General features: G+C 48.1%; 8 protein-coding genes. 1 reads left to right on the top strand and 7 read right to left on the bottom strand.

The genetic code is table 11. The features are described 5' to 3' along the window. Positions 1-19: 19 nt before the first annotated feature. The gene (locus NFR90_RS04070) at positions 20-712 is read right to left on the bottom strand and encodes a hypothetical protein (protein WP_251450923.1); all 693 of its coding nucleotides are present in this window, start codon (positions 710-712) and stop codon (positions 20-22) included. A 62-nt stretch (positions 713-774) separates the two neighbouring features. Then, positions 775-5,514, bottom strand: a complete 4,740-nt coding sequence (locus tag NFR90_RS04065) for an autotransporter outer membrane beta-barrel domain-containing protein (RefSeq protein WP_251450921.1) — start codon at positions 5,512-5,514, stop codon at positions 775-777. A 781-nt stretch (positions 5,515-6,295) separates the two neighbouring features. Here NFR90_RS04065 and aroG point away from each other — a divergent pair. Then, entirely contained in the window at positions 6,296-7,366 is a 1,071-nt protein-coding gene (gene aroG / locus NFR90_RS04060) for a 3-deoxy-7-phosphoheptulonate synthase AroG (protein WP_277612792.1), read from the top strand. Between the two features lie 68 nt (positions 7,367-7,434). Here aroG and NFR90_RS04055 read toward each other — a convergent pair whose 3' ends face one another. Genes NFR90_RS04055 through NFR90_RS04035 form a run of 5 tightly spaced genes read right to left on the bottom strand, consistent with a single transcriptional unit; the run spans position 7,435 to position 15,059 of the window. After that, entirely contained in the window at positions 7,435-8,706 is a 1,272-nt protein-coding gene (locus NFR90_RS04055) for an amidohydrolase (RefSeq protein WP_251450919.1), read from the bottom strand. Further along, entirely contained in the window at positions 8,696-9,304 is a 609-nt protein-coding gene (locus NFR90_RS04050; RefSeq protein WP_160336240.1) for a TetR/AcrR family transcriptional regulator, read from the bottom strand. Before NFR90_RS04050 ends, NFR90_RS04055 begins: the two co-directional genes overlap by 11 nt. After that, the gene (locus NFR90_RS04045; protein ID WP_160336241.1) at positions 9,304-10,752 is read right to left on the bottom strand and encodes an efflux transporter outer membrane subunit; all 1,449 of its coding nucleotides are present in this window, start codon (positions 10,750-10,752) and stop codon (positions 9,304-9,306) included. The genes NFR90_RS04050 and NFR90_RS04045 overlap by 1 nt, the downstream gene beginning before the upstream one ends. Further along, positions 10,749-13,877 (bottom strand): efflux RND transporter permease subunit, encoded by a 3,129-nt coding sequence (locus NFR90_RS04040; RefSeq protein WP_251450917.1) that lies wholly within the window; start codon positions 13,875-13,877, stop codon positions 10,749-10,751. Before NFR90_RS04040 ends, NFR90_RS04045 begins: the two co-directional genes overlap by 4 nt. Before the next feature lie 15 nt (positions 13,878-13,892). After that, entirely contained in the window at positions 13,893-15,059 is a 1,167-nt protein-coding gene (locus NFR90_RS04035) for an efflux RND transporter periplasmic adaptor subunit (RefSeq protein WP_160336243.1), read from the bottom strand. Between the last annotated feature and the right edge of the window lie 39 nt (positions 15,060-15,098).

The raw sequence follows: 15,098 nt of genomic DNA, 5'->3' as shown, positions 1-15,098 counted from the left end.
TTTCAACTGCCTTGTTCCATCAAGGCAATTTGTTTTCCAGCTTTTTAACCCCTTCAAAAATCATCTGTTTGTAGAAACGACGGACAAACTCTGTATGGAAGTCCATGTTGTTAAAGTACGAGAACGTAAAGCGTTTCGGATCCTGACCTAATTCTTTTTCCTTCGAATCTTCGTGGCCGACAAACATATGGTCCGTCTTGGGCACAGCTTCAAACTTCTTGCCGTCCGCAAGCGAAAGGTCCATCTTCATCGTCATGTCGTACTCGTAGACAATCTTCTCAGGATGGTTATCCGGATCCGCTTTTTTAGCCGCAACTGCCGCTTTCGTCTTCCCACTCATGGCGCGAGTCACGTCAATCGTCATCACGCCCTGTTTTTCCTTATCGTCCTCCTTAACGATCTTAAAGAGGCCAGTTTCCTCTAAATAGCGTTCTGCCGCGAACCACAATCCGTACTGTTCACGCCAGTCAGCAGGACGCTCCTCAAAGGGCTCTGTCACGATAGGGCGTCCCTCCCAGAGGTAGTTAACAACCAGAGAGACTTTCAGGGGTTCTTCAGCCTTTTTAAACTGATCTGCCTCGATAACCTGAGTCGGCTGCGCAAACCAGCTCTCTCGCGGGTAGTCCTTATGATCATAAGAAGCACAGGCGCTCAGACCAAGTACAGCCGCTGACAGAATGATAATTCCAAATATTTTGCTTTCTTTTTTCATGATATGGATTCCGTTAGATGTTCCGGGAGAAGGAGAAGGAATCCTCCTTAGCTTCCCAAAGATCAGAACATGTACTTGATACCAATTTGCGCGGTTTCGTTGTGGTATCCGGCTTTACCGGCCTGAACCCCGACACTCGCCCAACCAAGCGTATTACGCGTTATATGCCCTTCAAGACCCATACGGAATTCGCCCAGATCACGGCCGCCGTCCATGTAAGTCTTCGAGCTGCCCATCTGAACACCGGTCTTCTTAGTGTTGTGGATCCAGTTCCCTTCGATGAATCCAAGACCTTTGTTCATGTAATTACCGTGAACTCTTGCGCCAACTCTAATCGACACATTGTCCTTACCAAGCTGCTTGTACTTAGTATCGGTTGAATCATAGCCGTCTTTGGCTTTAACTCCGTCCCACACCAACTGTACTTCTGGCTGGAAGGTCCAAATCACCTTATTGAAATCCTTTGTGCCGGATTCGCCAATAGGAATCGTGTACCCACTTTCCACCGACCAAACCCAGCCATGAGACTTGTAATCAAACGTCGACGTCATCCCGCCCCACAGCTTGTTGTCATAGCGACCGTACAGCAGCCATGTGTCTACATAAAAGCCATCATCCGGACTGTTGCCTGTATAAAGGGTTCCGTAGATACCGGTCGCATAACCGTCTGATCGTGATTTAGCAACATCAAATGTTCTCGTATCAGCTCTGTGATACAGACCGCCTGCAAAGACGCCGCCAATGTACTTCCAGTCCTCGTTAATCTCATTGCGAATCAAGTCCGAGCCGATCTGAGTAACTGCAGTGCGGGCATGTGTCTTGCTTGCTCCGCCGCCGGACTTAAAGTGAGAATGACTTCCGACCTGACGAACCCAAGCCGCCGCTGGTTTTTCCTTGCCATCGAACGGATCAAGGTAATAAGCCTGACCGAATCGATCATGCAGACGCATATGCATCTTCGCCCAAGACTGAGAGTTAGCCATATAGGCCCCGCCCTCGGGGCGCAGGTCATCTTTAGGCTTTAGATCCTCGTGGCTATTCACCAGGTACCAGTCGTTACCATCTTCTCCTTGTTCCACAAGATGATATCCCCATACAAATTTTTCATTATCTCTGGCGACCACTCTGAGAACTTCTCCTTTTTCCGCCGGAAAAGAAAGCGTGACTTTCGCAACTGGATCCTTAACCTCGAAAATCAGAATCCCGTCTTTACCAACATACTCTCCTCTCGAATTATTGAGCGCTCCAAATCCCCCCTGTTCATTGGTAAAGTAAACGGTTGACTTACCAGAGGCCGTATCCGCATAAACTACGTCAACATCAGAGTTCATCAACCCTTGTACAAAACCTTGATAGAACAATTTTGAATCTGATCCTCCGGTGTAAGTACCTATATGAACCTTATTTAACGAAACATTCAACGGTATTGCAGCATCTCCTCTGACCTGATGAGACAAATACACAGATCCGTTATTCGCAATTGTCTTTATAGATGCCGTATAAATATTTTCATCAACGACTTTCTCTGCGGCACCTAAAGCACTTGCTCGCGCGCCTACATTCTTCGTAATATCAAAATACAAAGAAGAATCTTTATCTACATGAACGGCTGCGCCAATCAAAGCTTCCGGAGAAGTAAGATAGATACTCGAAGATTTCAGCTCAACTGTGCCACTGAAATCTGGGTTATTAGATCGAATATAAGATGCTCTGTCGATAAATGTCAGTTTCGAAGAAGCACTGCCCTTAAGACTGCCGGCAATATTATCGTTACTCACTACACTACCAGCTTGATTCTTGACTGTAAGTTCCCCGCCTGTTGAGCCCATATTCGCCTGATATTCGTCTGGATCAGTTTCTCCAAATGAAATCGCAGCAGCTTGGTTAAAGTCAAGCACTGATCCCGCTTGAACCTGCAAGGCACCTACTGTCTGTACATGCCCCTGCAGATATACGTTTGCAGGTTTAGTACCTGCTTCAGGAGAGCCTATATGAAGTTGTGAGGTATATTTAGTATCATTTTTCCCTAAAGCTCCATCGATACCGAGAACCAGCATCGCACCTTCTGAGACTATCGTAGCCCCTGTGTAGGAGTTTGGCTGAGGTGTCTTGTATACGACTTCATAAAGCGCTTTTCCCTCTCCGGGAACTTTTGGTTTAGTGTCTGTTTTTTCAGTATCAATATTGTAAATAGTATTAGGACTACCGATAATCACCGTAGAGTCCTTTGCGATAGTGACACCTCCCTCACCAGTAAGTTCAGCTGATAAAGTAAAGAGTTCCTGCTTGGGTTTTGAGGTATCTCCTGACTCGAAATTTTCAATAACGAGACCATTGGGATCAACCTCTTTATTCCAACCGTTCAAAACAAGACTTTCGCCCTTAGTAATATCCAGGCTCTTTAGCCAGTACTTTAGCCCGATACCTGCTTCCGTTCCCAGATCTGAAACCTTACCTATTGTCCCGTCATCGAGTACACCGTCGTGCCCGTCAAAATGTAGATATTTATAGAAGCCATAAGTAGCTTTTGCAACAGCGACAGGCACTGTCTCCTCCGAAGCTTTGTCTTTTGGCTTGCTTTGATAGATTGTAAACGGGACGTCAAACGTCATTTCACTCGCTTTGACGGAGCTATCGCCATCTTCTACTGACACTTTTTGATACACAATGCCATCTTTGATAATTCCGACAAAAGTGTTTCCAAATGCGTTGGTGTTTTGTCCCTGACTCTCCCTGAAGTTAGCAATTTCATCAAAAGAAATTTGGACCGCCGGGACGTCACCACTACCATCGTTCATACCTAAATAAAGTACAAGACCTTGGTAGTGATACCTAAACTGGTGCATTAATGCCGGTCTGTGGTTGGAAACTTCACCCCCAACACTAGTATCGGTGACGTAGCTATACCACATGCCGTCGTCATGAGTCAGAAGAGATAATTCTCCGCCTACATAACCATGATTAACGCTTCCGTCATCTTTATTAAACAGACTTACCTTTGTATTAAAAGATTTCCCGTCCCCAGAGATTCCATCTGATAAATTTGCGTAAGCGCCTACCCAGAAGTTGTGCAGCTTATCTGTAACATTACTTTGAGAGCTATCAGTCGCTTTTAAGCTGGAATGATATCCTTTCCTATTGATAAGGTAGGAACCAGCAACCTGTTGACCAAGATGGATACTTTCTTTCGCATCCTCTGCAAAACGACGAGTTGCCTTTTCAAGTGGATCTTCATCCAATGGAATTCCTACTCCGTCAACCCCTTCAGTGTTTGAACCAGGATAATAGTTTCGGAAAACATCAAAAGTTCCATCCAAAGCCTTAGTGTCTACATACTGTCCAAAAGTGATATACCGAACATATGCGGAATCAGCTTCAACATCTCCGGCAATATACGCAGCACCCCGCCTACGATTGACTGCCTGTGTTGTCTTCTCATTAAGAGAGTTCGTCTGATAATAACTTGTGGCACTATCTGGTTGTAACTCACCCTCCGCCGTTGTAGTGCCGTATATGGCTCCAGCTTTAATTGTCGTATCTTTCAATGAAACCAGATTAGTATGCAGATCTCTGAATTGATATACACCATCCTCTTCTTGAATCTTGAGCTGATCCTGAAATTCCAGGCCTCCAATGACATTGCCATTAATTACTGAGCCTTCTGCTGCAACTATGTTGTCAGCTGCAACACCTGTAGACCAACCTCCGTACACACTAAAACCGACGCCAGAGCCTTCTTCATCGGGATAATCGTGCCACGACATATCGTTGTTTTTTGCGTCAACATAATAACCTAAATAACTATTTTTTATAGTAACTATGTTGTTATTCGCGATAGCAGAAACCCTTTGACCAGACCTATCCCCATCATCTTTGTAAAATTCATCTGATCCGTAAACGACTTCTTTATATTCACCGGTATCAGTTGAATTAATTCGGTAGTAATAGAGCCCACGGCCGCCTACCAAGCCCAGCTTACGCGCATCTGCCATCCCTGCTACTACGGCAACATTATTCAGATTTACTCGATTGTTATTTGCCTGGTATCCCTCGGCACCAAAAATTCCCTTCGTAATGACCAAACCCAAAGATGCATTATTCGTTTCTAGGGTTCGCGCACCCCCCTCTACAATAGTGCCATTGATTTGAACGGAATTGCGATTTGTCTCAAACCCTGCATGTACTACATTCTGAACACAATCAAGCTGGGAAGATCGACCCCCAAAAACTAATTTCGCATAGAACTTCGAACTCTCAGCCATATTCACGACAACAGAGTTATCGTTCGCATTACCCGCGTCCACATCGTAACCATCTAGCGAAGTTCCTCCGCCAAGATCATTTCTAGCGCCATATACTTTAGCCAGAATAGCAGACCCTTTCTTAAAATTAAGAATTACACTAGATTTGTTTGTTGTTGAACTGTAATTTGGCCCTGCCGACGTTGCGTTTGCTAACGTCATGTACTGCCCATAATTCTCATATTTAGTGTCAGTTAAAATCGTTTGTAAACTTGCTGTAATCCATAATGCCTTAGTTTTACCATAGGTGTCAGAGAATTTATTCTCATTCTGCGTGTCTGTTACAACATCCTTGACAATTATTTCAAGTTGCGGATTCTCAACCTCCGTTCCCTGCACTGTCCACAACCAGTTATGGTTGCCAGTGTCCAAATCGTAACGATCCCCAGTAGTTCCGACGTCCTTGACGACGGAGTGAACGTCACCCAGATTGGGAGTAACGATTTGGAGCACATCGGGATTAGTACCGTCCCAGTCCGCGGCAAAAACTGGATCAATCACATTCGGAGCAGTGACAGCCAAACCACACGTCGCAAGTACAGCTATTGCGAGGGGATGTATAGAATGATGAGATTTTTTCCCAGTCAACAAAAAATGGCCAAAGCTACCGAAGCCTAATCTATGATTGCTATGGGGATTGTTGTTATATTTCCGTTGGGATCCTATATAGGGGGGGGGTTGCATTCTAGACATTTTATCCTCGAGGTTTCTTTATTTTGTATGACTTATTATAAAAATCTACCTTCATATTTCAACTAAAAATTATAGGCTACATATAAACACGCAATAAGAAATTTCATTCTCGAAGGTATCTCTCGATTTCCGTCCCTGATGATTCGTTTCTAAAAAACACATACTCACAAATAAAGTTAGCGAGGATATCTCACCCAAACCAGTAACTCACCCCTCTCTTAATTTTCTTCCCTGATCCTGCCAATTAGCGCTACAGAAAACTCCCCCCAAGCATTTATTCTAGTCATAAATCTGTTTCCTCCGACTGTAGGGGAAACGATATGTCTTTAAAAAAGTCTGCAAATAATTCCGCATAACAGCAATTTTTGAAGTAAATTTTATCTATATCAATCATTTTTCAATCATTGAATACTGAATCATGCGTGCAGCACAGTTTTTCTTTTATTACTTTAGCTTTTATTTTTCGCTGTCGGCGGAAAAGGATACTCTGCACGCATAATCAGGAGTCACTTAAACTTAACCGCCGTACCAAAAGGTCCCGGCGGTTTTTTATTGCCAACCTCGGATATCGCGGATAAACGGAGAATAAATAATGGCTTTCAATACCGATGACGTCAGAATCAAAGAAATAAGAGAACTTACTCCACCTTCTTACCTGATCAGAGAATTTCCCTGCGGACAGCTTGCTTCAACAACCGTACACCTTGCCCGTACCGCGGGCCATGAAATCATTCACGGCTTGGACGACCGCCTGCTAGTCATCGTTGGTCCGTGCTCAATCCATGACCCGAAAGCGGCGGTCGAATATACAGAAAAACTCGTCGACCTTCGCAGACAGTTTGCTGATGATCTCGAAATCATCATGCGCGTATATTTCGAAAAACCGAGAACCACAATCGGTTGGAAAGGCCTGATCAACGACCCGGACCTGGACTGCAGCTACCACATCAACCACGGACTGCGCGTTGCGCGGGAGCTGCTGCTCGATATCAACGAACTCGGCGTCCCCGCAGGCACCGAATACCTCGACATGATCACGCCTCAGTACATCGCTGACTTAATCTCCTGGGGCGCGATCGGAGCAAGAACAACAGAAAGCCAAGTACACCGCGAACTCGCCAGCGGCCTTTCCTGCCCGGTGGGATTCAAAAACGGAACCGATGGCAACGTGAAAATTGCTATCGACGCGATTAATGCCGCTTCCCATGAGCATGTTTTCCTTTCTGTAACCAAGGGAGGCCACTCCGCTATTGTCGTTACGGGCGGAAATGAAGACTGCCACGTGATTCTTCGCGGCGGTAAAACAACCAATTACGACGAAAAGAGCGTGTCCGAGTGCTGCGAAAAACTTCAGGCTGCAGGACTGAGACCCTCCGTCATGATCGATGCAAGCCACTCCAACAGCCATAAGAAACATAAGGAACAGCTGGCCGTCGTACAGGATATCTGCCGGCAAATTTCTTCCGGCAGCTGCCACATCATGGGCGTTATGCTCGAGTCTAATCTTGTCGAAGGCAACCAGCCTCTCGTCAAAGGCAAAGAACAGGAACTGGTTTACGGTCAGTCTATTACGGACGCCTGCCTTGGATGGGACGACACGGTTAAAGCAGTTGAGTCTCTCGCACATGCGGTTAAAGACCGCAGGGACCGCAACCGCTAATACGAGAATATAGAAGAAGCCTTGCTCCGCAAAGAACAAGGCTTCTTGCTATGGTTTAAATAAGTAGTCTATTTAAAACCGCAAATCATCGGTACCAGATTCTTATAGAAGGACACTGCAATATCCAGAACCCGCTCGTCAAAGTCAAAGAGCCTCTGATGATGTCCTGCTTTGGTCTCGCATCCAAAGATGATGAACGTACCGACTCCGCCCCTCTGCTGAACTCTGCGAAGCAGAATCGTACAGTCTTCGCTGCCAAGCTTCAGATCCATCTTCTTAATCATCTCTTCGCCGACAACCGGAATCGCCGCTTCGTAAACCAAATCAATGGCTTTACGATCCGGTTTAAATTCGGTCGCTTCTCCGGCCTTAACGATCTTCACCTCGCAGTCATACATATCTGCGCTCGCTTTGATCTTGCGAATAGCTTCCTCACGCATGTAGCTGTTGACTTCTTCGGTTTCCCCGCGAACCTCAAGCTGCATAAAAGCATTCGGCGCAACCACGTTGCGGCCTTGACCAGCATGCAGCGTCCCCACGTTCAGCGCAGTTGTTTCCTGAACCGGTCGAATGATACCATGTACCGCTAATGCAGCAGTTGCGGCAGCCAAAAGCGCATTCTTTCCTTTGTGCGGGTCCGCACCTGAATGTGCGGCTAAACCAACGAACTCCGCATCCAGCTTGGTAGAAGCTAGAAAAAGTCCGGGCTCAGGTGAAATCGTGCCGGTGGGCAGATTAAATCCCAAGTGGTTACCGAAAAAGTAATCCGCGTCATCCAGGACACCTGATTCAGCAACCGGCCGAGCACCTCTTACACCCTCTTCCGCAGGCTGGAAAAGAACCTTGATCGTACCGCACAACTTATCCTTGTTCTCAACAAGCCAAGAACAAAGGCCGATACCCATCGTTGTGTGACCATCATGCCCACAGGAATGCATGTGGCCCGGGTTGGTGCTGGCCCAGCCTTCATCAAACGGTCTATGGCCTGCTTCCAGAGCTTCCTGTACGTCCACACAGTCCATATCGAATCGAACGGCAAGTACGGGGCCGGGACGGCCAGTTTCAATCGTTGCAAGTACGCCTGTATAACCGCCCATCTGCTCCAGAAATTCTGCGGAAACGCCTTTGTCAAGCGCTGCCTTCTGTGCCGCTTCTACAGCCTTTTCATTGCGGCCTGCAACAAACTCCGGATTAATAATCTGACGGCCAAACTTAGGTTCAATTCCAAACGATCTCAATTTTTGGACAACCTTGAAAGTTGTCACAAATTCACACCATCCGGTCTCCGGATAGGAGTGAAGATCACGACGAAATTGGACGAGCTCCTGACTAGACAGCATTCGTTTTCTCCTCACCATTTAAACAATTAGTCTCAGATTTATTATCTACGAGCCAACGATTGATTTCCATAAGAATATTACGAAGCTTTCCCCCTTCGACGATTCCGCAAAAAACGCTGCCAATGCTGATTCCAAGAAACAGCCTCATCGACACCTCAAGACGGAAAAGTCGATCCTCGTCATCCTCTTTAATGTGATAGTGCTCCCTAAGCTGAGTCATGAGTTTCTCGCCGTTTTCAACGACACGCTCCATGACAACAGGATTTCTAGTCGCTTCCGTCATCATCGTCAGAGTCAGCGAGGCTCGACGAGGATCAAGCAGGTGCTTGATAAACTTTTCCTGCTCTTCCGGTTCAGAATTCATTGCTCCGGTCAAAAGCGTGAAGGTCTCTTCAGCCATCTTTTCCTGAACTGACAACGCAATCGCCGCTTTATTCTCATAAAAGTTATATAAATGCGGCGTGCTGATGCCTGCTTTACGAGCAATGTCGCTCATGCTCGCAGCGTGGAAACCTTTTTCTAAAAAGGTCTCCTCCGCAGCCGCGAGAATTTTCAGTCTTTTCTCATCCTGACGTGTTAAGTTGAGAGGGCTGCCCATTAAGACTCTCCCTTCACAGAAGCTGCCGCGACGGTCTGTTCTTCACGAACAGCTCCGCCTCCGAGCGCACGGTAAAGATTGATGCCGCTGCTCAGGCGCATAGACTCAGCGCTGATGAAATTAGTCTGTGCTGCAACCATCTGACGCTGACTTTCAAGAACCGTCAGGAATCCGTCAAGACCGTTCTTGTAACGGTTCTGAGATAGCGTATAGGCGCGTTCTGTCGCCGTCACCAAATCTTTTAACGCAGCAGTCTGCTGTTTCACGGTACCTACTGTCGCAAGCGCGTCACTAACTTCGGCAAAGGCCTGCTGAATGGTCTGCTCGTAAGTCGCGACCATGATCTTCTGCTGAGCTTCAGCCTGGCGCAACGTAGACAAGTTCGCTCCGCCCGTAAAGATCGGAAGTGAAATTGAAGGCGCAAATGTCCAAAGACCTGTACCGGCATCAAATAAATCACTCAGATGACGAGACGTGGAACCGATGCCCGCCGTCAGAGAAATTCTCGGAAAAAAGTTTGCACGAGCTGCGCCAATGTTGGCATTTGCTGCTTTCAAATTATTTTCCGCCGCACGAATATCTGGTCGATTGAGAAGAATGTCACTTGAGAGTCCTTCTGGAGCTATCGCTCCGAAGTTCGTCGCATCTTCGAGCTTTTCCGGCTCCAACATCGCTGGCACATCAGCGCCTACGAGAAGATTCAATGCATTTCTCGCTTGAGCCACTGTGCGCTCGTAGCTTGCGACCGCTGCTCTTGCGGTCGCAACCGTTGTTTTGGCCTGCTCGAGTTCAAGAAGCGAGCTTGCGCCTAGACGGTGACTCTGCTCCATCAGCTTATAGCTCTTTTCCTGACTCTCAAGCGTAATCTTCTGCAGACGTAAAAGCTCCTTCTGCGCGCCAAGGTTAATCCAAGCGTTAGCCACAGAGGCAATCAGCGTATTTTGTGCAGCACTTCTGTTTTCCTCTACAGCAAAGTAGCTCTGTAATGCCGCTTCAGAGAGACTCCTTACTCGACCGAAGAGATCAAGCTCCCAAGCGGTGGATGAAAGATTGGCCTGATAGGTGTGAGAAACATAGCCGGATCCAGTCGCAGAAACAGAACGAGGAGTTCTTCCCGCCGTCTCGTTTAAACCGCCCGCAACTGACGGAAGAAGCTGTGCGCGCTGAATGCCGTAAGCGGCATAGGCCTTTTCAACATTGAACAGCGCAACACGAAGATCTCGGTTGTTTTCAAGCGCGAGGCGAACAACCTGGCGAGCCTTGGGATTAGTAATGAAATCCTCCCAAAGCGGCAGCGGCGCAGCCGTTTTTTCAACATCGGCATACGCATCTCCGCTCGGGAACGTTTGAGCAACCGGCGCTTCGGGACGCTCATACTTGGGCGCCATCGTACAGCCCGACGCAAGCAGAACTGCGCAAGCCAATGTTGTAACTTTTATGATTCTCATTTGGATTCTCCGTCGGTCTGAGGTTTATGCGTCTTGTCGCCAAACAGTTTAATAATCAATACGTAGAAAAGCGGTACGAAGAAAATACACAGGAAAGTACCCGTAAGCATACCGCCGAGAACACCGATACCGATCGCGTTCTGCGCACCTGAACCTGCGCCAGCCGCTTTAGCAAGCGGAAGAACGCCGAGACCGAACGCAAGAGAGGTCATCAGAATCGGTCGAAGTCTGAGCTTAACGGCCTGAGCTGCTGCCTCTACGATCGACATGCCTTTCTCATGGAGCTCTTTAGCAAACTCCACAATCAAAATCGCGTTCTTACTAACCAAACCGATTGTTGTCAAAAGACCAACCTGGAAGTAAATATCGTTATTCATTCCGAATGCGCCGGTCATACCAAGCGCTCCAATAACACCGAGCGGCACCACCATAATGACCGCAATCGGAATTGACCAGCTTTCATAAAGCGCGGCCAAGCAGAGGAACACGATCAAAATAGACAGTGCGTAAAGCGCTCCGGCCTGAGCTCCGGCCTGACGTTCCTGGAAAGAAATGCCGTTCCAGGCAAGTCCGAATCCGTAAGGCAGACTCTTGGCGATCTCTTCCATCGCCAGCATTGCCTGACCGGTCGTAAATCCTGCAGCGGGCGCGCCCTGGATGTTCACTGCACCTAACCCGTTGAAACGTTCAAGTTTGGAGGAACCGAACTTCCACTCAGCAGAACTGAAAGCGGAGAACGGAACCATCTTGCCCTGATCATTGCGCACATACCACTTGTCTAAATCCTCGGGTCTCTGACGATAATCGGCGTCGCCCTGAACATAAACCTGCTTAATACGGCCGTTGTCATAGAAGTCATTAACGTAAGTCGAACCCCAAGCCGTAGAAAGCGCGCTATTGACAGCGGAAACGCTCACTCCAAGCGCCGCGGCTTTGCTGAAGTCAATATTGAGCTGTAACTGCGGCGCATCTTCCTTACCGTTCGGACGCACGTTATAGAGCAGCGGATTCTGCTGAGCCATACCCAACATCTGATTTCTGGCATCCATCAGAGCGGCATGACCGGCGCCCCCCAGATCCTGCAAATAAAGGTCAAAACCGTCAGCCATACCAAGCTCGGGAACCGGCGGAAGCGCAAAACCAAACGCGAAGGAGTCTTTCCAGCTCATCAGCGTACGATTGGCACGTGCGGCAATAGCCTGAGCCTTCTGGTCCGGACGCTTACGCTCGCTCCAGTCCTTCAGTTTGACAAAGGCCATGGCAGAATTCTGGCCCATACCGGCCAAACTAAAGCCTGCGACCGTCATCACGCTTTCCACATTTTCCTTCTCTTGCGTCAGCATGTAATTCTGCATTCGCTCAATGACCGGAAGAGTCTGTTCGCGAGTCGATCCTTCCGGAAGCGTAATCTGAACCATCAAAGAACCTTGATCCTCATCCGGCATAAATGCAGTCGGAATCTTTAAAAAGCCAAAAACCACGCCCGCAATAATGACACCGTAAATCACAATGAAACGCTTCCATCGGCTGGTCATGTAGCCGACGGCATGTGTCGCGGACTGCGCGCCGGAATTAAACACGCGATTGAACCAGCCGAAGAAACCTGTTTGTTTTTTATCGTGCTTAATCGGACGAAGAATTGTCGCGCACAGAGCCGGAGTCAGCGTCAGAGCAACTAGTACAGACAAACCCATTGCCGCCACGATCGTGACAGAGAATTGACGGTAAATGACACCGGTAGAGCCTCCAAAGAAGGCCATCGGAACGAACACGGCAGAAAGCACCATCGCAATACCGACCAGCGCACCCGTGATCTGCTTCATTGATTTTTCTGTTGCGTCATGCGGCGAGAGACGCTCTTCATCCATCACACGCTCAACATTTTCCACCACAACAATCGCATCATCTACCAACAGACCGATCGCGAGCACCATGGCGAACATCGTCAGCATGTTGATCGAGTAGCCCATAGCTCCGAGTACACCGAACGTACCAAGTACAACCACCGGCACAGCAATCGTCGGAATAAGTGTCGCGCGGAAGTTCTGAAGGAAAAGATACATAACCAGAACCACCAGCACAATCGCTTCCATCAGCGTCTGAATCACGCCCTTAATGGAGATACGAACGAACGGAGTAGTGTCAAACGGAATAATGTATTCGTAGTCCTGCGGGAAGTACTGCGAGAGCTCTTTCATCTTCTCGTCGACGAGCTCGGAAGTTCTCAAAGCATTTGCGCCGGAAGCAAGCTTAATTGCGATAGCTGAAGAAGGTTTACCGTTAAAAAAGGCTGTCGCCTCGTACATCTGCGGGCCTTTTTCAATTCGGGCGACATCCTTCAGGAATACCTGAGCTCCACTCGACTGAGTCTTCAGAAAAATATTGCCAAACTGCTCAGGCGTCTCTAGGAGCGAACTCGAAGTAATGGTCGCGTTCAGTTCCGTCCCTTTGGCAGCTGGCAGACCGCCCACCTGACCGGAAGAAATCTGAACGTTTTGTGCCTGAATCGCGGCTGTCACATCCGACGGTGTCAATCCGTATTCATAGAGCTTTTCCGGATTCAGCCAGATACGCATCGCAAAGGCCGAACCAAACACCTGAACTTCACCGACACCTTCAACACGACTCAGCGGCTCCTGCACTCGCGAGACCAAATAGTCGCCGAGTTCGGCTTCAGAAACCTTGCCGCTCTTAGACGTCAGACCGACAACTTTCAGAAAGCTCGCGGTCGTCTTGATAACGGTAATACCAAGTCGCTGGACCACTTCCGGCAGCGAGGACTGTGCCTGCGCCAATCGGTTCTGCACCTGAACCTGAGCCATATCGGGATTGGTTCCGGCAGCGAAAGTCAGCGTAATATTGATTCTTCCGCTCGACTCACTGGTTGAGCTCATGTACAGATACCCGTCAAGACCGGTCATCTTCTGTTCAATAATCTGAACGACAGTATCTTCAATAGTCTTGGCAGATGCACCCGGATAGGTTGCGGAAATACTCACCTGAGGCGGAGCAATCTGCGGATACATGGAAACCGGCAAATTTAGAATCGAGAGTGTGCCGGCAAGCATGATCACAATTGCAATCACCCAAGCAAAAATCGGACGATTAATAAAAAACTTTGCCATCTTGCTACCCTGCGGTTACTTCTTCTGTTGCTGAGCTGCCTGTTCGGCCATAGTCGGAACGATGTTGACCGGAACTCCGGGGCGAATGCGCTGCAGGCCTTCTATGACGACCTTGTCGCCGGGCTCCAGTCCGCTTTCCAGAAGCCAGTCAGTACCTTCAGTCTTAATTGTCTTAATTTTCTTAATGGCGATCTTTCCGTCCTGAACAACATAGACGTAAGGAGAGCCGTTGGATTCACGAAGCACTGCGCGTTGCGGAACAAAAATCGCATTTTCACGCAGACCCTGCGGAAGCTTCGTGCGAACATACATACCGGGGAGCAGTGTCTGATTAGGGTTCGGAAAAACCGCTCTGAGTGTGATTGTTCCGGTACCTTCATCAACAGAAACTTCTGAAAGTTCAAGTTTGCCTTCAAGAGGATAGACACTTCCGTCTTCAAGAGTCAGAGAGACGGGAATGGCACCTTCATTCACTTTGATGCGGCCCTCGGCAATCTCTTTCTTCAGCTTCAGAAGATCACGGCTCGATTCATTGACATCGACATAAATCGGGTCAAGCGTCTGAACGACTGCCATGTTGTTGGCCTGATAGCCGCTCAAAAGTGCGCCGGGCGTCACAAGAGAACGACCGATCTTTCCGGTAATCGGTGAAGTGATCGTGGTATAGCCGAAGTTAATCTCAGCATTCTTAAGCTGAGCCTGGGCAGCGAGCAAAGAAGCCTGCGCCTGCTTGTAGGCTGCCTGAGCATCCTCGTTCATCTGTTTGCTCACTGCTTCAGTCTTAACAAGCTGCGCATAGCGATTCGCACTATTGCGAGTCTGCATGACCAAAGATTTGGCTCTTTCAACTTCAGCTTTTGCGCTTTCGACTGCAGCCTTATAAACCGCCGGATCAATCTGATAAAGCGGTTGGCCTTCTTTGACTTCCTCGCCCTCTTTAAACAGACGCTTTTGCAGAATGCCTGAAACCTGAGGACGAACTTCAGCAACAAGGAAAGGAGCTGTTCTTCCTTGAAGAATTGTGGTTTGCGCCCTTGTATCAGGCTGAATTTCAACCACCGATACCTGAGGGACCATAGCGTTGGCAGGGGCGCCGCCCTTCTTCTGGTCGTCGCATCCCGTTAATGCGGCCAGCGCCAAAACAGAGACTACCGTTATGGTTTTTACCTTCTGAAAAATCATGGGATCCTCAATTTATTTTTGCTTACTAATGAGACTTAA

Source organism: Parasutterella muris (assembly GCF_943193095.1).
Lineage (GTDB): Bacteria > Pseudomonadota > Gammaproteobacteria > Burkholderiales > Burkholderiaceae_F > Parasutterella > Parasutterella muris.
The sequence above is the reverse complement of the archived record's forward strand: the minus strand, read 5'-3'. Positions and strand labels throughout refer to the sequence as shown.